Below are 18,425 nucleotides of genomic sequence, written 5' to 3'. Positions count from 1 at the left end.
AACCCGGCTTGTGCCGGGTTTTTTATTACTTAAGATGGAGGAGAATTACTTCTCTTCTTTCTTCGCTTTAGCTGCTTCGATTACTGCTTCAGCAACGTTAGCAGGACATGGTGCGTAGTGAGAGAACTCCATAGAGAACTGACCACGACCAGAAGTGATTGTACGTAGGTGGCCGATGTAACCGAACATTTCAGAAAGTGGAACATCACCCTTGATGCGTACGCCTGTTAGGCCAGCTTCTTGGTCTTTGATCATACCACGACGACGGTTCAAGTCACCGATTACGTCACCAACGTTGTCTTCTGGAGAGAACACGTCAACTTTCATGATTGGCTCAAGAAGTTGTGCGCCAGCTTTTGGAATAGACTGACGGAACGCGCCTTTCGCTGCGATTTCGAATGCTACTGCAGACGAGTCAACTGCGTGGTAACCACCGTCGAATAGTTCAACTTCAACGTCTAGTACTGGGTAGCCGGCAAGAACACCTTCTTCCATCATAGACTTGAAGCCTTTCTCAACTGCAGGCCAGAATTCTTTCGGTACGTTACCACCAACAACTGTTGAAGTGAACGTGAAGCCAGAACCCACTTCGCCTGGTTTGATGCGGTAGTCGATCTTACCGAACTGACCAGAACCACCAGACTGTTTCTTGTGCGTGTAGCTGTCTTCAACTTCTTTCGTGATTGTCTCACGGTACGCTACTTGTGGTTGACCAACGATTAGGTCTACACCGTAAGTACGTTTTAGGATGTCTACCTTAATGTCTAGGTGAAGCTCACCCATACCTTTAAGGATAGTTTCACCTGATTCTTCGTCAGTCTCAACTTGGAAAGATGGATCTTCTGCAACCATTTTACCGATCGCGATACCCATTTTCTCGTTGCCGCCTTTGTCTTTAGGCTGAACAGCGATAGAGATTACTGGCTCAGGGAAGATCATCGCTTCAAGAGTGCATTCGTGCTTAGGATCACATAGAGTGTGACCAGTCTGAACGTTCTTCATACCGATAACCGCTAGGATATCACCCGCTTGCGCTTCAGTGATCTCAGTACGGTCGTCTGCTTGCATCTCAACCATACGGCCGATACGCTCAGTTTTACCTGTCGCAGAGTTAAGGATAGTGTCACCTTTCTTCATGCGGCCAGAGTAGACACGGATGAAGGTTAGGGCACCGAAACGGTCGTCCATGATCTTGAATGCAAGCGCTTTTAGAGGCTCGTCAGCAGAAACGATTGCTTTCTCGCCAGTAGGCTCACCAGTTTCAGGATCAGTTAGATCTTGTGCGTCAACTTCTGTTGGGTTTGGTAGGTAGTCAACAACAGCGTCAAGTACTAGTTGCATACCTTTGTTCTTAAATGCAGAACCACAGTAAGTTGGGAAGAACGCTAGTTCACGAGTACCTTTACGGATACAACGTTTGATGTCATCTTCAGATGGCTCTTCGCCTTCTTCTAGGTAAGCCATCATTAGGTCTTCGTCTTGCTCTAGAGCAGTTTCGATTAGTTGCTCACGGTATTCAGCAGCTTTGTCTACCATATCAGCTGGGATATCAGTGATTTCGTAGTTTTCTGGAAGACCAGTGTCGTCCCAGATGAAAGCTTTCTGAGAAAGAACGTCAACAACACCAACGAATTGATCTTCTTCACCGATAGGAAGAGTCATAACAAGTGGGTTAGCCGCAAGAACGCGCTTAACTTGGTCTACAACGCGGTAGAAGTTAGCGCCTAGACGGTCTAGTTTGTTAACGAAGATGATACGAGCAACTTCTGACTCGTTAGCGTAACGCCAGTTAGTTTCTGATTGTGGCTCTACACCACCAGAACCACAGAATACACCGATACCGCCATCAAGTACTTTCAAAGAACGGTATACTTCTACTGTGAAGTCAACGTGTCCAGGAGTATCGATAACGTTTAGGCGGTGGCCTTTCCACTCACAAGTTACAGCAGCAGACTGGATAGTAATACCGCGCTCTGCTTCTTGTTCCATGAAGTCTGTAGTTGATTCACCGTCGTGTACTTCACCAGTCTTGTGGATTTTACCGGTAAGCTTAAGGATACGTTCAGTAGTGGTAGTCTTACCCGCGTCTACGTGGGCGAAGATACCAATGTTTCTGTAAAGAGATAAGTCAGCCATTACATTACTCTAATAAGTGTAGAATGAATTTTTCGCATGGATAGTATACAAGACTTTTCAGCGAAGTAGTCAGGTATTCGCGCGTATTCTATATTACTTTGCTAGCGCAATAAAAGGGGCATGCCCTGAAGCCCCCGATATTTATAAGATTATTTTCGCTTAATCACGTCTTAGTCGTTCAGAAATCGCAATTGGGTTGGGGTAGCAGAGAATGACGACGTAGGTCGACAGGGCAAACGTTAAGATGGCTGTGGCCTGGATGACATGGCTGGCTTCAATGCCAATCAGTCCAAGAGATGTGGCTAAGTAAGCGATTAATAAAGAAAACTCGCTCACTTGGCCAAGGCGAAAGCCGACTTCCCAACTGGTGCTTTTATCTTCTTTTAAACCTTTTAGGAGGAAGCGAAACACCGTTGGCTTCACGATCATAGAGAGTAGCGCTAACACTAGCGCTGGCCAGATGACTAAGCCTAATAAATCCAAGTTAAAACTCGCGCCGATTGAGAAAAAGAACAAGATTAAGAAGAAGTCTCGCAGCGGTTTTAGGTGGATGGCGATGTACTGTGAAATTGGCGAGGTGGCCAAGGCGACACCGGCGATAAAAGCCCCCATTTCAGCGGACAGTCCAAGCACTTCAGCGGCGGTTGCCATGGATAGGCACCAGCCGATTGATAGTAAAAAGATGTACTCATGAAAGCGGTCAAACTTGGTTAATAGCGGCAATAGCACATATCTCACCAATAGAAAGGCGCCAGTGATTAAAGTGGGCAGGCCAATAAGGGGAATTAAGTAGTGTTGTAAGGAGTCACTGCTGTTCGCACTGTTGCCGATGGCTGCTAGGGCTAGTAATACGGCGATGGCGATGATGTCTTGTAAAAGTAATAGGCCAACCACGATTTCGCCAGTGTGTTTATGGTGCAGTACCGTGGTGGGCAAAAGCTTGATGCAAATGATGGTGCTGGAAAACATCATTGCCAACCCCATCATGATGGCTTCCATCTGGGTATAACCAAAGGCTTTGGCGGTTAAATAACCGACTGCGGCAAACGCCAGTGAGGAAGCAATGGCGACCCAAGACGCTTTACGCAACATATTAAAGAGGTGACTGGGCTTCATGTCGAGCCCGAGTAAAAATAATAAGAAGATGATACCAATATGAGACATGCCTTCTAGCAACTTGGGTTGGTCGACCAGTTTTAGGGCGTAGGGGCCAAGTAGGGCGCCTAAGGCGATGTAGGCAAGTATAAGGGGTTGTTTGGTATAGAGGGCAACTGAGGCGACCACCGCCGCCCCAGCAAAGATTAGAAAAAAGGAGTGAACAATACTAACATCCATGCTTTGCCCTCAATACAAGTTACCAAGAGCTAGATGATACCTTCTTTTTTCGCGTCATTGGGAATAGAAGGCCGAAAAGACCGCCGACGATCAATGTTCCTGCACCAATTAAGAACCAGCGTTGTTCAATGGAAGAACTCATGGCTTCGTTTTCAGCGCGTAGTGTGTCCACTTGCTGTTGCAGTGATTGGATCTTGTAATCAGATTCGTCATTGGCAGAAACAATGGCTTTTGCTTGTTGCGCCAGCTCTGACACGCTGTTGAGCTGGTTTTCAAGTGCTTGCTTTTGCGCGGTTAAAGATTCGACAGACTCTGCTAATTGATCATGGGCTTCTTGGCTAGCTAGCGCGGCTTCTTCGGCTTCAATTTGAGCTTCTTTGGCGTCGGTAAGCTGGCTTTGTAGGTAGACCAATTGGTCTCGACTGACGCGATCTTCACTAATAAAGTAGTTAGGTAGCCAGCCTTCATTGCTATCGGGGGTGCGTACTTTAATGTAGTCATCACGGCGGTCCAATACGGTCAAGGCGGTGCCGCTCTTAATGCCGCGTTCGGTAGCGCGTGTGTCATTGCTTAACCCTTCACGGATGGCAACGAATTGAATGTCGGAAACATAAACCGTTTCCGCTTGTGCTGAAAGTATAACGCTAAAGGAAGCCGTTAATCCGAACAGTATTTGTTTTAGCACGTGAAGACCCTTTTACAATCAATTACTTGTAACAAGACAATAACGCTACTATGGCTTTAGCGCAACAATTAGCGGGTCTTCATTCTTAAGGGATTGTGTCAGTAATGCGTAAAACAAAAAAGCGCAACCGAGGTTGCGCTTTTATAGACTGGCTTAATTTTTTAATTAAGCTGCGAAGTTCGCTGCAGCGAACTCCCAGTTTGCAAGCGCCCAGAAACCTTTTAGGTAATCAGGACGTACGTTGCGGTAGTCGATGTAGTAAGCGTGTTCCCAAAGGTCAACAGTGATCAAAGCAGTTTGACCAGCTGTCATTGGTGTGCCCGCGTTGCTAGTGTTAACGATCTCTAGAGAACCGTCAGCGTTTTTCACCAACCAAGTCCAGCAAGAACCGAAGTTGTTTACTGCTTTGTCGTTGAATGCTTCTTGGAACGCTGCGAAAGAGCCCCATTTAGCGTTGATTGCGTCAGCTAGAGCGCCAGTAGGCTCGCCGCCACCGTTAGGGCTTAGGCTGTTCCAGAAGAAAGTGTGGTTCCAGATTTGTGCAGCATTGTTGAATACTGGGCCAGCTGGAGCAGAAGTGATGATCTCTTCTAGAGACTTACCTTCGTACTCTGAACCAGGAACAAGACCGTTTAGCTTAGTTACGTAAGTGTTGTGGTGCTTGCCGTGGTGGAACTCAAGCGTTTCAACAGACATGTGTGGCTCAAGAGCGTCTTTAGCGTAAGGTAGAGCTGGTAATTCAAAAGCCATTTCTTTTCTCCTTGCTTTATTGTAATGAAAAGTGCTTGTGATCAAGCAGTTAATGGTGCTTATATAGTAGCATTGAACATTTGAATATTATATTCATTCTGTTTGTGTGGTTATTTATTCCCATAGATTTTCATAGTTGTACAAAGATTAATGGCCGAATACTTTTATGCGCAAAGATGATGACGTTGAGATTCCAAGTTTAACGCTCGACCAAGATGAGCTCAGTGACCGAACACCGGTGGCTGGAGCGCAAAAGGCTGGTAAACAGCGCCTTAACCCTCCGCCGGCCAAGCCTGCGGCGGCGACTCAGGCTGCGGCCAAAAAGCCCAGTTTAGGTTTTGTTTATTTGCTACTGCTTTTAATAATAGGTGGCGCAAGCGCTGGCGGCTACTGGTTATGGATGGAAAATCAAAAGCTACGCGATGAATTATTGGGCGCTCGTAGTCAAATACAGGACTTAGACAGTCAATTAGTGGCAGCGGATGTCTCCAACAGTGAGCTGGGGACAACAGTTGAAGAAACCTTGAAGACCCATGAAAGCGAAATTCGCAAGTTGTGGGGAGTGGCTTACGATCGAAATCGAAAAGCCATTGCTACGAACGACTCACAAATCGAGCTGCTGGAAACAAAATTATCTGAGTTGCGTGATACCGTTTCTACTCAAGGTAAGCGTGCTGCAGTGCAAGCCGATGCGTTTAATGAAATCGAGAGTGGTTTTAATGCTATGGTGAAAACCGTGGCGGCTCTTGAGGCAACACAAACCGAGCAGTCAACGAAAGTGACACAGTTGTCTGATGAGGTGGTGGGGAAGGTGTCTGAGCAGGCGTCGACCATTGCTGCGCAGCGAGATCGTATCGCCAGCCTGGATCAGCAGTTGTCAGCGTTGCAGCAATCGCTTGAGCGTTTGACGTCAAACGTCAATCAGCAGGCGCAAGGATTAGATAGTCTGGCTAATGCTTCAAGCACGCCACAAGTGCCAGCTAATCTAACCAGCCAACTGCAAAATATTGATGAGTCGATTCAGTCTATTGATCAATTTCGTCCGCAGGTTTTGCGTGAGATTAACAGCCTGAAAGCGCAGGTGCGCCAACTGTCTCTAGAGTTAAGTATGGCAAATGGTGGATAACCGAAGGTAAGTTTTTAAAGCTTGATTTAGGTCAAAGAAAGGCTGACTTGTTCAGCCTTTCTTGCGTTTGGCGTAAGGAAAAAGCTAAGCAATTCGCTAGAATTCGCGCCATATTCACTCCTCTATAAAGATACATTATGACCGAATTGCTTTCTCCTGCTGGTACCCTGAAAAACATGCGCTATGCCTATGCGTACGGTGCCGATGCAGTTTATGCAGGCCAGCCGCGCTACAGCCTGCGTGTTCGTAATAACGATTTTACTATGGCGAACCTTGCTCAAGGTATTGAAGAGGCGCATAGCCAAGGTAAGAAGCTGTACGTTGCGACGAATATCGCACCGCACAACGCCAAGATTAAGACGTTTATCAAAGACATGGAGCCTGTGGTGGAAATGGGGCCTGATGCTTTGATTATGTCAGACCCTGGTTTGATGATGCTGATCAAAGAGAAATGGCCGGACATGCCAATTCACTTATCTGTGCAGGCCAATGCGGTGAACTGGGCAACCGTTAAGTTCTGGCATAACTTTGGCTTGGAGCGTGTCATCTTGTCACGTGAATTGTCTTTGGATGAAGTCGGTGAAATTCGTCAGATGGTGCCAGAAATGGAAATCGAGACGTTTGTTCATGGCTCTTTGTGTATTGCTTATTCTGGTCGTTGTTTGTTGTCTGGCTATTTTAATCGTCGTGACCCTAACCAAGGAACCTGCACGAACTCTTGTCGCTGGCAATATGATATGAAGTCGGCGGTGCAAGATGAAAATGGCGACATTGTGCCGGCAGATGGTAGTCACCTAAAAGGCGTGCAGAGTTTTGATCCGTCAGACTATGTTGCGCCTACCCTAGGTGAAGGCAAACCTTTTGATGATGTGGTGTTACTGCGTGAGCAAGGCCGTGAAGGGGAGTTCATGCCTGCCTTTGAAGATGAGCACGGTACCTACATCATGAATAGCCGTGATCTGCGTGCGATCCAGCACGTAGAGAAGCTGATTGAGTTGGGGGTTCATTCTCTAAAAATCGAGGGTCGTACCAAGTCGCACTTTTACGCGGCACGTACTGCCCAGTTGTATCGTAAAGCGATCGATGATGCGGTACATGGTCAGCCATTTGATATGTCTTTGATGGATAAGTTAGAGGGCTTAGCGAACCGAGGTTACACCGAAGGCTTCTACCGTCGTCACGTGCACGATCAGTACCAGAACTATCAATACGGCAATTCTATTTCTGATCGTCAGCAGTTTGTGGGTGAAATGCTGGATTGGAATAATGGTTGGTTGACCATCGATGTTAAGAATCGCTTCAAGGTTGGGGATTCGATTGAGCTCATTACACCTAAAGGTAGTATGATTTATACTATTGAAGCCATGGAAAACTTGAAGGGCGAGACGATGGCGGTAGCGCCAGGATCGGGTCATAAAGTGCGTATTCCATTGCCATATCAGCCTGAGCAACTTGAGCTTGGATTGGTAATGCGCAACCTGCCAAACGGCTTCTAAGTTCGTTGCATTGATTTGGCTCGATAAGAAGGCTCATTATGAGCCTTTTTTAATATCTATATGCTATGAAAATCTAGTTGGGCTGGTTTTTATAACTTTCTGGCATGTTATAGTTAGCTAAATGCCGAAGCCTTTTACTATTTGGACGAGATAATATGACAGTTACAGAGGCAAGACTGACTCACCTTAAACAGCTTGAAGCTGAGAGTATTCACATTATTCGTGAAGTAGCCGCAGAGTTTGATAACCCGGTTATGCTTTATTCGATTGGTAAAGATTCAGCAGTAATGCTGCATCTTGCTATGAAAGCGTTTTACCCAGGTAAACCGCCTTTCCCACTATTGCACGTTGACACAGGTTGGAAGTTCAAGGAAATGATTACGTTCCGTGACGAAATGGTCGCGAAACTAGGTCTTGACCTTCTAGTGCATCAAAACCCAGAGGGTGTTGCTCAAGGTATCGGGCCGTTCTCTCATGGTAGTGCAGTACACACAGACGTGATGAAGACGCAAGGCTTGAAACAAGCGCTTGATAAATACGGTTTCGATGCCGCCTTTGGTGGTGCGCGTCGTGACGAAGAGAAGTCGCGTGCGAAAGAGCGTGTGTATTCTTTCCGTGATAAGCAACACCGCTGGGATCCTAAAAACCAGCGTCCAGAGTTGTGGAACATCTACAACGGTAAAGTGAACAAAGGCGAAAGTATTCGCGTGTTCCCTCTATCGAACTGGACGGAATTGGATATCTGGCAATACATCTACCTAGAGAGCATTCCAATTGTTCCTCTTTACTTTGCTGCAAAACGCCCAGTTGTTGAGCGTGATGGCGTACAAATCATGGTTGATGATGAACGTATGCCGTTGAAAGAAGGCGAAGTGCCAGAAATGAAATCAGTACGTTTCCGTACGCTTGGCTGTTACCCACTAACGGGTGCGGTGGAGTCTGAAGCGGATACATTGCCTGAAATCATTCAAGAGATGCTGTTGACGAAGAGTTCAGAGCGTCAAGGCCGTGTCATCGACCACGATTCCGCTGGTTCGATGGAAGAGAAGAAGAAGCAAGGTTATTTCTAAGGCTAGGAGTTGTAAGAATGTCTCATCAATCAGAATTGATCAGTCAAGATATCCTTGGCTACCTAAAACAGCATGAAGAAAAAGACCTACTTCGCCTTCTAACCTGCGGTAACGTAGACGATGGTAAAAGTACGCTAATCGGTCGCTTGCTTCATGATTCTAAGTTGATCTACGAAGATCACCTAGATGCGGTAAAACGCGACAGTAAAAAATCTGGTACGCAGGGCGAAGAAGTCGATCTAGCGCTGCTAGTAGACGGTCTGCAAGCAGAGCGTGAGCAGGGTATCACCATTGACGTAGCTTACCGTTACTTCTCAACTGAGAAACGTAAATTCATCATTGCGGACACCCCTGGGCACGAGCAATACACACGTAACATGGCGACAGGTGCCTCTTCGTGTGACTTGGCGATCATCTTGATCGATGCTCGTTACGGTGTGCAAACGCAAACGCGTCGTCATAGCTACATCGCTTCGTTGCTAGGTATTAAGCACGTTGTGGTAGCCGTAAACAAAATGGACTTGGTGGATTTCTCGGAAGAGAAGTTCAACGAAATCCGTGCTGACTACCTAGAGTTCATTGAACAGCTTGGTAACCGTAAGCCTGAAGATGTTTACTTTGTGCCAATGTCAGCGCTTAAAGGTGACAACGTAGTTAATGCATCTGAGCATACGCCTTGGTACCAAGGTGGACCTTTGATGGAGATCCTCGAGCAGGTTCAAATTAACCGTGATGTGAAGAGCGATTCGTTCCGCTTCCCAGTGCAGTACGTTAACCGTCCAAACCTAGATTTCCGTGGTTTTGCTGGTACGATCGCTGCCGGTCAAGTGAAGCCTGGTGATGATGTTGTTGCACTGCCTTCTGGTAAGAGATCTAAAGTGGCTGAAATCGTAACGTACGATGGCAACTTAGATGTCGCTAAGAAGGGTCAAGCGGTAACAATCACGCTAGAAGACGAGATCGACATCAGTCGTGGTGATATGATTGTTCACCCAGGTCATGAGCCTGAAATCAGTGCTAACCTGCGTGCGTCAGTTGTGTGGATGTCTGACCAACCATTGGTGCCAGGTAAGCTGTACAACTTTAAGCTGGGCACGCAAACGGTGCCTGGTAAAGTGCATCACATCAACTACCGTGTTGACGTAAACACACTTGAGCAAACAGAAGTTGATCAAGTGGATCTAAACGTTATTGCGGACTGTGTGATCAGCTTCGATGCGCCAGTGGCGTTCGATAACTACCAGACTAGCCCGCTAACAGGTGCATTAATTGTCATTGATCGTCTTTCAAACGTAACCGTTGGTGCGGGTATGGTTGAGGAAGTTGTTGGTGATTTGGATGCAGATACTGTAGTGACTGCTGAAGAGCGTGCCGCTCGCCTTGGTCAAAAGCCTGCAGTGGTAGCGCTAGCATCAGGCTCTGCAGTGGATGCGCAGCAGCTAGAGCGTTCTCTACTACGCCGCGGTGTGGTAGCGCTTGCGAAGCTGGATGCGTCAGCAGCAGAAGCTGAGCTTCTTAAGCAAACGGGTGTTGTAGTTGTAGTAGCCGATGCAGCGGTTGCTGACATCGAACTAACCGACGGCAACCTTGAAGATGTTGCAGAACAAGTTTTAGCGACCGTTCGTCTGTAATTAGTCGATAAATCGTGTATAAAAGCCACTGTTTTTACAGTGGCTTTTTTGTTTGTGAAGAAAATGTTTTTAGACAGTCTCTATCAGGCGTTGATCGCCTACGCTGAAAATCGCGTCAAAGTGGCGCAAGAGGCGGCTGCCCAAGCCCGATCGGCGGCAACGAATACCGAAAGTGTCGCGGAAACCAAATGGGATACGTTTGGTTTGGAAAACTCTTATTTAGCTCATGGTCAGTCTGTTCGTGTGGCAGAGTGCGAAGCCGACTTGGCGTATTTTCGCAAGTTTACTTTTGCTGACAGTGAGGAGGTTACGCTCGGGTCGGTATTTGAGGTTGAGCGAGAAGATGGCTGGAGTAAGGTCGTCATTTTGTCGCAATGCTGTGGCGGAGGTGAGTTTGAGTGCCAAGCCAAATCGGTACTTCTGGTGACACCGCAGACCCCGCTCGGTAAATCGCTTTTGGGAAAGGAAGAGGGCGATGAACTGGTCATGAAGCGTCGTGGAGAGCAGCTTGACGCAGAAATTGTAAGAATTTTTCTTGAACAAGATTAGAAATTTAGGTCATACCCTAGAGAGTCCAAAGCGCTTGGCATATAATGCTGGGCCTTAAATGATTAATACCTCCCTGTTTAGAGCATTTTTTATCATTTCAAGTGAATGAAACAGGGTGAATAACGGTACGTTCGCATATTAGCGAGACAGTAATAGGATAGGAATTATGCGCAGCCATTATTGCGGCGAGTTAACAGCAAAAAACATTTCAGAAGAAGTCACTCTTAGCGGCTGGGTACACCGTCGCCGAGATCACGGTGGTGTTATTTTCTTGGATCTACGTGATCGCGAAGGTTTGACTCAGGTAGTATTTGATCCAGATCGTGCAGAAAGTTTTGCCCTAGCGGATAGCTGCCGTAGTGAGTTCGTAGTACAGATCAAAGGTCTGGTGCGTGCGCGTCCAGAAGGTACTGTTAACCCAAATATGGTAACGGGTGAGATTGAGGTTCTAGGTCATGAGCTAGAAATCCTTAACCGTGCAGCGACACCTCCATTCCAACTAGACGATCACCAAACGGTTGGCGAAGACATTCGTCTTAAGAACCGTTTCCTAGACCTGCGTCGCCCAGAGATTCAACAGAAACTACGTTTCCGTTCAAAAGTGACTTCTGTGCTACGTAGCTACCTAGATGAGAATGGCTTCCTAGATATTGAGACGCCAATCCTGACTCGTGCAACACCAGAAGGTGCGCGTGATTACTTGGTGCCAAGCCGTACACACCAAGGCAGCTTCTTCGCGTTGCCTCAGTCACCACAGTTGTTCAAACAACTACTAATGGTGTCTGGCTTTGATCGTTACTACCAAATTGCTAAATGTTTCCGTGACGAAGATCTACGTGCTGACCGTCAGCCAGAATTCACACAGATCGACTTGGAGACTTCTTTCCTAGGTCAAGAAGAAATCATGTCTCTAACAGAAGGTATGATTACTAACTTGTTCAAAGAGCTAAAAGGCGTCGATTTGGGTACCTTCCCACGTATGCCGTTTGCTGAAGCGATGGAAAAATACGGTTCAGACAAGCCTGACCTACGTATCCCGCTAACGATCGAAACAGTATCTGACCTGATGACAGAAGTAGACTTTAAAGTCTTCTCTGGCCCAGCAGCGGATCCAAAAGGCCGCGTTGCAGCACTGAAAGTGCCAGGTGGTAACTCGCTAACGCGTAAGCAAATCGACGAATACACGAAATTTGTTGGCATCTACGGCGCGAAAGGCTTGGCTTACATCAAGGTGAACGATAAGTCTGATCTTGAAGAAGGTCTACAGTCACCAATCGTTAAGTTCTTGCCAGTAGACGTGCGTCAAGCATTGCTAGACCGTGTCGAAGCGCAAGATGGCGATTTGATCTTCTTCGGTGCGGACCAGACACACGTTGTCAACGAAGCGCTAGGTGCGTTGCGTTGCAAGCTGGGTGCGGATCTTGATCTGTACACTTGCGAATGGGCGCCACTATGGGTGGTCGACTTCCCAATGTTCGAAGAGACGTCTGATGGTGGTATCACAGCAATTCACCACCCATTCACTGCGCCTTCTTGTTCGCCAGGAGAGTTGCAAGCGAACCCATTAACTGCGCTTTCTCAAGCCTACGATATGGTGCTTAACGGTACTGAGCTAGGTGGTGGTTCGATTCGTATCCACCAAGCAGAAATGCAGCAAACAGTATTTGAATTGCTAAATATCTCAGCTGAAGAGCAGGAAGAGAAATTTGGCTTCTTGCTAGATGCACTGAAGTTCGGTGCGCCACCACATGGTGGTCTAGCATTCGGTCTTGACCGTCTAGTGATGCTGATGACAGGTTCTGCGTCTATTCGTGACGTGATTGCTTTCCCGAAAACTCAGAGTGCGACATGTCTATTGACGCAAGCGCCTGGCGAAGTAAACGAGAAGCAGCTTAAAGAACTGAGCATCCGTGTGCGTAAGCCAGTTGCTGAGTAATTAATCAAACACTCCGTTTGAATCAAAAAGGGCCACATCGTTGGCCCTTTTTTATGGCTATTGATTGCAATGTCTCGTCTAGACTGTTGAAATATACAGTGTTTTTTGTTGGCTGCAGGATAGGAAGCGTTTTGGCTCGAATTTTAGCAATCGACCCTGGCTCACGTATGACGGGCTTTGGGGTCGTGGATTTTATTAATGGCAAGACGCATTACGTCACCAGTGGCTGTATACGCTTGCCTGATGAGAATTTACCCGTGCGTCTAAAGCGCATTTTTGAATGTGTCAGCGAAGTGATTGAAGAGTTCAAGCCGAATGAATTTGCCATTGAGGAAGTGTTTTTGGCAAAGAATGCTAACTCTGCATTAAAGCTTGGGCAAGCTCGTGGCTCGGCCATTGTGGCAGCGGCGATGGCGGATCTGCCTGTCTATGAATACGCCGCGCGCCGAGTAAAGCAGTCAGTGGTGGGTAATGGTAATGCCGATAAAAGTCAGGTGCAGGCCATGGTGCAGTTGCTGCTGAAGCTTGAAACGACGCCCCAAGCGGATGCAGCGGACGCCTTGGCAATTGCTTTGTGTCACGCGAATACGCGGACCGCGGATGGTTTAGAGTATGGTGTGGGCAAGCGCGCGGGGAGAACATCGAAACGCTGGCAGTTATCAGATTTGAGGACGAAGTAATGATAGGACGTATTGTCGGGACATTGGTAGAGAAGTCACCGCCAGAATTGTTGGTGGATGTGGCAGGGGTAGGCTATGAGATTATGGCCTCCATGAGCACCATTTATGAGTTACCACCGATCGGTCAGAGTGTTATTTTGCACACCCATTTTCAAGTCAAAGAAGATGCGCAATCATTGTATGGCTTTGCCACCAAGGATGAGCGGGCGCTGTTTCGTATACTGATCAAAGTGAATGGCATAGGGCCGAAAATGGCGCTGTCTGTTTTGTCGAGTATGTCGCCCTCGGAGCTGATCCTAGCCGTGCAAGAGTCTCAGGTAGACTCATTGACGAAAATTCCTGGGGTTGGCAAGCGTACTGCAGAGCGACTTGTGGTGGAGTTGCGTGATAAGCTTGGTCATGCGGCTAAACAGGATTTGTTTACCGAGCGTTCTGTCGTAGTGCAGGTGCAAGCCGATCCTCGTCAAGAAGCGGAGGCGGCCTTGATTGCCTTGGGCTATAAACCTCAGGAAGCGGCGCGCGTGATCGCTAAGCTGCCTAAGGATGAATCGGACAGTGAAACACTGATTAAAGCTGCTCTGAAGAGTATGTTGAAATAATTATGATTGAACATGATCGTATCATCTCGCCACAAGTACGTGGCAGTGAAGGGCAGGTGGATCGAGCGATTCGACCGCAAAGTTTGGCCGAATACATTGGTCAGCCTGTTGTAAAAGAGCAGATGGATATCTTTATTCAAGCGGCGCGCCAGCGTGGTGAGCCATTGGATCATTCTTTGATATTCGGCCCCCCTGGTCTGGGTAAGACGACTTTGGCGAACATTATTGCCAACGAAATGGGCGCGGAAATCAAAACCACCTCAGGTCCTGTATTAGAGCGTGCAGGGGATTTGGCAGCATTGTTGACCAATCTTGAAGAAGGCGATGTGCTGTTTATTGATGAGATTCACCGACTCAATCCTGCGATTGAAGAGGTGCTTTATCCCGCCATGGAAGATTATCAAATCGATATCATGATTGGTGAAGGCCCGGCGGCGAGATCCATCAAAATCGATATTCCCCCTTTCACTTTGGTGGGCGCAACCACACGTGCTGGGCTCCTTACATCACCTTTACGCGATCGTTTCGGAATCGTGCAACGATTGGAGTTTTATGATGTCCAATCGCTGACTACAATTGTCAAGCGCTCTTCCTCCAAGCTAGGCATTGATTTAGATGACTCGGGTTGCTTTGAAGTGGCACGACGCTCCCGAGGGACGCCACGGATTGCCAACCGTTTATTGCGACGTGTGCGAGATGTGGCACAGGTCAGTGGTGAGGCGGTTGTTGGACAAGCAGTTGCCCAACGTGCCTTGGATATGTTAAGTGTAGACAGCCAAGGCTTTGATCATCTTGACCGACGTATGTTGTTGACCATGATAGAAAAGTTTGATGGTCGTCCGGTTGGTTTGGACAGTATTGCGGCCGCTGTTGGCGAAGACAAAGATACTATTGAAGACGTAATCGAGCCGTTCTTAATTCAGCAAGGGTTTGTTATCCGAACGCCGCGAGGCAGGCAAGTAACAAAGCGTGCTTACGAACATTTCGATTACCAATTACCTCAAGATTTTGAATAGAGGAATCTTAACTCATGTCCATTTGGGGCTTAATTTTTAACGCCAGTTTTGTCGTGCAACTCGTCATGTTGACGCTGTTATTGGCGTCGATATTTTCTTGGATTGTTATTTTTCAGCGTAAACGTGTATTGCGTCGTGCGTTGAAAGTGCGTCGTCACTTTGAGGATCAGTTCTGGTCTGGCATCGACCTAAGCAACCTGTATCGTCAGCTGACGGTGGATGGTCGTAAAGTCGAAGGTATGGAAAATATCTTTGCCGCCGGTATTAAAGAATTTACCCGCTTGCGTCAAAACGGCACCGTTGAAGCGGATGCCATCATTGCCGGTGTGGATCGTTCTATGCGCGTGGCATTGTACCGTGAAGAAGAGAAGCTTGATCAGCACCTACCATTCCTAGCAACCGTTGGATCCATCAGTCCCTATGTCGGTTTGTTTGGTACCGTTTGGGGGATCATGCATGCCTTTATCGGTTTGTCTGAAGTGCAGCAAGCCACCTTGGCGACGGTAGCACCAGGTATTGCCGAGGCCTTGATCGCCACCGCGATTGGTCTTGCTGCGGCGATTCCTGCGGTGGTGGCATACAACCGTTTTTCAACCACAGCAGACTCTTTGGCTTCCAGTTATGAAAACTTTGCCAACGAATTTAGTGGTGTCTTATACCGTAAAGTGCATGTTCGCGAAGGAAACTAATCATGCCTTCTAGACGTCGTGACAATCGTCGTAAGCCAGTCTCGGAAATCAACGTAGTTCCATACATAGACGTTATGTTGGTGCTGCTGGTGATCTTTATGATCACTGCCCCTATGTTGACTCAAGGGGTGGATGTTGAATTGCCAAATGCTAATGCGGCGCCGATCGAAAATGATGAATCGGATGTGTTGGTGGCCTCGGTGGACCGTGACGGCAACTACTTTATTGATATCGGTGGTGAGCAAAGTGCCATCTCACTGGAGGACCTGACAACACGGGTTGAGAAGGTGTTAGCGCAAAACCCTCGTTTGCCGATTCTCGTTCGAGGCGATAAAAATGTGCCGTACGGACAAGTGGTTGGCTTGATGGTCGCGCTGCAGGGCGCTGGGGCGCCCAATGTGGGCTTGGTGACGGAGCCTGAATAAATAATGAAGTTTACGGATAAAGAAAGCTACTCACTTCCGGTCGTGCTGGCTCTCGGTCTTCACGTCGCCGTGCTTGTGGGTGGTGCTTTATTGGCAGGCTTCTCTGAAAAAGCTCCTGAGCCACCCAAGCGACCTCCTATCGTTAATGCCACCATTATCGATGTCTCTGAGACCGTAATCGGTAAGCGTGAAGCTGAGGAAAGGCGGGCGGCGGAAGCGGCGGTGAAAGCACAGCAAGAAGCAAAGCGTAAAGCACAAGAAGAAGCTCAGCGTAAAGCGGAACGTGCAGCATTAGAAAAGCAGCGGCGTGAAGCTGAGGCCACTCGGCGACAACAAGAGCAGGCCCGTCAAAAAGCCGAAGCAGAGCGTCAGGCGGCATTAGAGAAGAAAAAAGCAGCTGAAGAGAAGGCGCGACAAGAGCGTATCGCTAAAGAAAAGAAAGCAGCGCAAGAAAAAGCACGTCAAGAGCGCATTGCTAAAGAGAAAAAGGCCGCCGAGGAAAAAGCGAAACAAGCAGCTGAGCGTAAGCGTCAACAGGAGCTAGAGCGACAACGCGCGGCCGAAGCAGAGCGCAAACGTAAAGCAGAAGAGCAGGCGCGACAAGAGGCAGAACGTCGTAAGCGTGCAGAAGAAGCGGTGCAGCGTGCTGTAGCGGAAGAAGATGCCCGTCGCAGGGCTGCCGAAGCTGGGCAAATGGTGCAATCCATCAGTGGTTTAATTAACCGTCGTGTCACCGATGCTTGGATTCGTCCACCGAGTGCGCGCAATGGTATGCAAACCTTGCTACGCATTAACTTCTTACCTAATGGTGAAGTGGCGGATGTGCGTGTCTTGAAGGGCAGTGGCGATGCTGTGTTTGATAAGCGTGCAATGGATGCCGTGTACAAAGTTGGTCGAATCGAAGAGTTGTCAGAGGTTGAGTCTTATATCTTTGAGCGTAATTTTAGACAGGTCGATTTGTTGTTTAACCCACAAGATTTGAGAAACTGATGAAAAAGAACATTGTGTTTGCCCTGTTTGTGGCATGTTTAACGTTCGCTTTGCCTGCAAGGGCTCAGCTTGTGATTGAAATTACCAGTGGCGCTGATCAGTTACTGCCTATTGCCATTGTGCCGTTTGGCTATACTGGAAGTGCGCCCTTGCCAGAGGATGTGGCGGGTATTGTGGAAGCCGATCTTCAGCGCAGTGGCGTGTTTGAGGCGATTCCTCGTGCCAATATGCTTAGCTTGCCGAGTTCCTCGGAGAATGTGTTCTACCGTGATTGGCGGCTGTTAAAAGCGGATTATGTGTTAGTGGGGAGTGTCGCGAATAATGGTAACGGTACCTACCGTATCAGTTATGAGCTGCTAAATGTGTTGACACAAGCCCGCGTTGGTAAGCGTGAAGCGCTAGATGTGAAACCGAGTAACTTCCGTGATGCAGCACACTTTATCAGTGACAAGATTTACGAGCAGTTGACCGGGATTCGTGGCGCCTTCAGTACACGTATTTTGTATGTCACGGCAGAAGGCGACAAGCGCAGCCCGACGTATAAACTGCAGGTGGCCGATGCCGATGGCTATCGTCCACAAGTGATCGTGAGCTCAAAAGAGCCGATTTTATCGCCCTCTTGGAGCAGTGATGGTCGTCAAATTGCCTACGTTATGTTCCGTAATCGCCGACCAAGTATCTTTATTCAAGAGTTGGCCAGTGGTAAGCAACAGCAGTTGACGCAATTCCGTGGTTTGAATGGTGCCCCAGCGTGGTCACCGGATGGTAAGAAACTGGCGTTAGTCTTGTCTAAGGACAACAACCCAGAGATCTATACGTTGGACATTGCCACTCGTCGGCTTGAGCGAATGACGAACCATTATTCAATTGATACAGAGCCGAGCTGGGAGCCAGACGGTCAAGGCATTATCTTTACTTCAGACCGTGGTGGTAACCCACAGATCTATCGTTTGGATGTGCGTACTAAGAATGTTGAGCGTGTCACGTTCGAAGGGGAGTTAAACACCCGCGCCCGTATGACGCCAGATGGACGTTACTTAGTGACGGTGCAAAAGAATAACGGCAACTACCATGTTGCTTTGCAAGATATGAACACTGGCCGCGTGCAAGTGTTGACGGAAACCTACTTGGATGAGTCACCAAGCATTGCCCCAAATGGCAGTATGGTCATGTATGCCACGTCTAATCGTGGAAAAGGGATCTTGTCAGTTGTTTCAGTTGATGGTCTTATTAAATATAGGCTACCATCAGCTGAAGGAGATGTGCGAGAACCTGCTTGGTCTCCCTACTTTAAATAAGAAAGCACTTTTAA

The 18,425-nt window shown here is 47.8% G+C and carries 17 protein-coding genes; 13 read left to right on the top strand and 4 right to left on the bottom strand.

Features of this window, described 5'->3' with window-relative positions; genetic code table 11:
* Nucleotides 1–45 precede the first annotated feature (45 nt).
* The 4 genes from fusA to MAQ5080_RS10440 form a co-directional block, all read right to left on the bottom strand.
* Entirely contained in the window at nt 46–2,136 is a 2,091-nt protein-coding gene (gene fusA / locus MAQ5080_RS10455) for an elongation factor G (RefSeq protein WP_067209674.1), read from the bottom strand.
* 159 nt (nt 2,137–2,295) lie between these two features.
* Entirely contained in the window at nt 2,296–3,471 is a 1,176-nt protein-coding gene (locus tag MAQ5080_RS10450; protein ID WP_067209671.1) for a cation:proton antiporter domain-containing protein, read from the bottom strand.
* A gap of 19 nt (nt 3,472–3,490) precedes the next feature.
* Nucleotides 3,491–4,156, bottom strand: a complete 666-nt coding sequence (locus MAQ5080_RS10445; protein WP_067209668.1) for a TIGR04211 family SH3 domain-containing protein — start codon at nt 4,154–4,156, stop codon at nt 3,491–3,493.
* Nucleotides 4,157–4,321: 165 nt separating this feature from the next.
* Nucleotides 4,322–4,906 (bottom strand): superoxide dismutase, encoded by a 585-nt coding sequence (locus tag MAQ5080_RS10440; protein WP_055462928.1) that lies wholly within the window; start codon nt 4,904–4,906, stop codon nt 4,322–4,324.
* Between the two features lie 166 nt (nt 4,907–5,072).
* On the opposite strand from MAQ5080_RS10440, the gene MAQ5080_RS10435 reads away from it, so the two are divergent.
* From MAQ5080_RS10435 to tolB, 13 genes are all read left to right on the top strand, one after another.
* The gene (locus MAQ5080_RS10435) at nt 5,073–6,032 is read left to right on the top strand and encodes a hypothetical protein (RefSeq protein ID WP_067209665.1); all 960 of its coding nucleotides are present in this window, start codon (nt 5,073–5,075) and stop codon (nt 6,030–6,032) included.
* Between the two features lie 137 nt (nt 6,033–6,169).
* Nucleotides 6,170–7,528, top strand: a complete 1,359-nt coding sequence (trhP, locus tag MAQ5080_RS10430; RefSeq protein ID WP_067209662.1) for a prephenate-dependent tRNA uridine(34) hydroxylase TrhP — start codon at nt 6,170–6,172, stop codon at nt 7,526–7,528.
* Nucleotides 7,529–7,683: 155 nt separating this feature from the next.
* Nucleotides 7,684–8,598, top strand: coding sequence for a sulfate adenylyltransferase subunit CysD (gene cysD / locus MAQ5080_RS10425; protein ID WP_067209659.1), 915 nt, complete (start codon nt 7,684–7,686; stop codon nt 8,596–8,598).
* A 17-nt stretch (nt 8,599–8,615) separates the two neighbouring features.
* Nucleotides 8,616–10,229: a sulfate adenylyltransferase subunit CysN gene (gene cysN / locus MAQ5080_RS10420; RefSeq protein WP_067209656.1), complete on the top strand. Its 1,614-nt coding sequence runs from the start codon at nt 8,616–8,618 to the stop codon at nt 10,227–10,229.
* Nucleotides 10,230–10,292: 63 nt separating this feature from the next.
* A complete protein-coding gene (locus MAQ5080_RS10415; RefSeq protein WP_067209653.1) occupies nt 10,293–10,778 on the top strand; it encodes a GreA/GreB family elongation factor in 486 nt (161 codons plus the stop codon).
* 166 nt (nt 10,779–10,944) lie between these two features.
* Nucleotides 10,945–12,714, top strand: coding sequence for an aspartate--tRNA ligase (gene aspS, locus MAQ5080_RS10410; RefSeq protein ID WP_067209650.1), 1,770 nt, complete (start codon nt 10,945–10,947; stop codon nt 12,712–12,714).
* 131 nt (nt 12,715–12,845) lie between these two features.
* Nucleotides 12,846–13,394 carry a crossover junction endodeoxyribonuclease RuvC gene (gene ruvC / locus MAQ5080_RS10405; RefSeq protein ID WP_067209647.1) on the top strand — a complete coding sequence of 183 codons (549 nt, stop codon included), beginning with the start codon at nt 12,846–12,848 and terminating at the stop codon, nt 13,392–13,394.
* Nucleotides 13,394–13,993: a Holliday junction branch migration protein RuvA gene (gene ruvA, locus MAQ5080_RS10400; RefSeq protein WP_067209644.1), complete on the top strand. Its 600-nt coding sequence runs from the start codon at nt 13,394–13,396 to the stop codon at nt 13,991–13,993. Before ruvC ends, ruvA begins: the two co-directional genes overlap by 1 nt.
* A 2-nt stretch (nt 13,994–13,995) precedes the next feature.
* Nucleotides 13,996–15,009, top strand: coding sequence for a Holliday junction branch migration DNA helicase RuvB (gene ruvB / locus MAQ5080_RS10395; protein WP_067209641.1), 1,014 nt, complete (start codon nt 13,996–13,998; stop codon nt 15,007–15,009).
* 14 nt (nt 15,010–15,023) lie between these two features.
* Nucleotides 15,024–15,698 (top strand): protein TolQ, encoded by a 675-nt coding sequence (gene tolQ, locus MAQ5080_RS10390; protein ID WP_067209637.1) that lies wholly within the window; start codon nt 15,024–15,026, stop codon nt 15,696–15,698.
* A gap of 2 nt (nt 15,699–15,700) precedes the next feature.
* Nucleotides 15,701–16,123: a protein TolR gene (tolR, locus tag MAQ5080_RS10385; RefSeq protein WP_067209634.1), complete on the top strand. Its 423-nt coding sequence runs from the start codon at nt 15,701–15,703 to the stop codon at nt 16,121–16,123.
* 3 nt (nt 16,124–16,126) lie between these two features.
* Nucleotides 16,127–17,113 carry a cell envelope integrity protein TolA gene (gene tolA / locus MAQ5080_RS10380; RefSeq protein WP_067209631.1) on the top strand — a complete coding sequence of 329 codons (987 nt, stop codon included), beginning with the start codon at nt 16,127–16,129 and terminating at the stop codon, nt 17,111–17,113.
* Nucleotides 17,113–18,411 carry a Tol-Pal system beta propeller repeat protein TolB gene (gene tolB / locus MAQ5080_RS10375; protein ID WP_067209628.1) on the top strand — a complete coding sequence of 433 codons (1,299 nt, stop codon included), beginning with the start codon at nt 17,113–17,115 and terminating at the stop codon, nt 18,409–18,411. Before tolA ends, tolB begins: the two co-directional genes overlap by 1 nt.
* The last annotated feature ends 14 nt before the right edge of the window (nt 18,412–18,425 follow it).

The organism is Marinomonas aquimarina, from assembly GCF_900089755.1.
Classification (GTDB): Bacteria; Pseudomonadota; Gammaproteobacteria; order Pseudomonadales; family Marinomonadaceae; genus Marinomonas; species Marinomonas aquimarina.
This window is presented reverse-complemented; position numbering and strand designations above follow the sequence as displayed.

Bases quoted from the DNA above. Each gene is read 5' to 3' on its own strand.
- fusA (WP_067209674.1), bottom strand. From the start codon at position 2,136: ATGGCTGACTTATCTCTTTACAGAAACATTGGTATCTTCGCCCACGTA.
- MAQ5080_RS10450 (WP_067209671.1), bottom strand. From the start codon at position 3,471: ATGGATGTTAGTATTGTTCACTCCTTTTTTCTAATCTTTGCTGGGGCG.
- MAQ5080_RS10440 (WP_055462928.1), bottom strand. From the start codon at position 4,906: ATGGCTTTTGAATTACCAGCTCTACCTTACGCTAAAGACGCTCTTGAG.
- MAQ5080_RS10435 (WP_067209665.1), top strand. From the start codon at position 5,073: ATGCGCAAAGATGATGACGTTGAGATTCCAAGTTTAACGCTCGACCAA.
- trhP (WP_067209662.1), top strand. From the start codon at position 6,170: ATGACCGAATTGCTTTCTCCTGCTGGTACCCTGAAAAACATGCGCTAT.
- cysD (WP_067209659.1), top strand. From the start codon at position 7,684: ATGACAGTTACAGAGGCAAGACTGACTCACCTTAAACAGCTTGAAGCT.
- cysN (WP_067209656.1), top strand. From the start codon at position 8,616: ATGTCTCATCAATCAGAATTGATCAGTCAAGATATCCTTGGCTACCTA.
- MAQ5080_RS10415 (WP_067209653.1), top strand. From the start codon at position 10,293: ATGTTTTTAGACAGTCTCTATCAGGCGTTGATCGCCTACGCTGAAAAT.
- aspS (WP_067209650.1), top strand. From the start codon at position 10,945: ATGCGCAGCCATTATTGCGGCGAGTTAACAGCAAAAAACATTTCAGAA.
- ruvA (WP_067209644.1), top strand. From the start codon at position 13,394: ATGATAGGACGTATTGTCGGGACATTGGTAGAGAAGTCACCGCCAGAA.
- ruvB (WP_067209641.1), top strand. From the start codon at position 13,996: ATGATTGAACATGATCGTATCATCTCGCCACAAGTACGTGGCAGTGAA.
- tolQ (WP_067209637.1), top strand. From the start codon at position 15,024: ATGTCCATTTGGGGCTTAATTTTTAACGCCAGTTTTGTCGTGCAACTC.
- tolR (WP_067209634.1), top strand. From the start codon at position 15,701: ATGCCTTCTAGACGTCGTGACAATCGTCGTAAGCCAGTCTCGGAAATC.
- tolA (WP_067209631.1), top strand. From the start codon at position 16,127: ATGAAGTTTACGGATAAAGAAAGCTACTCACTTCCGGTCGTGCTGGCT.
- tolB (WP_067209628.1), top strand. From the start codon at position 17,113: ATGAAAAAGAACATTGTGTTTGCCCTGTTTGTGGCATGTTTAACGTTC.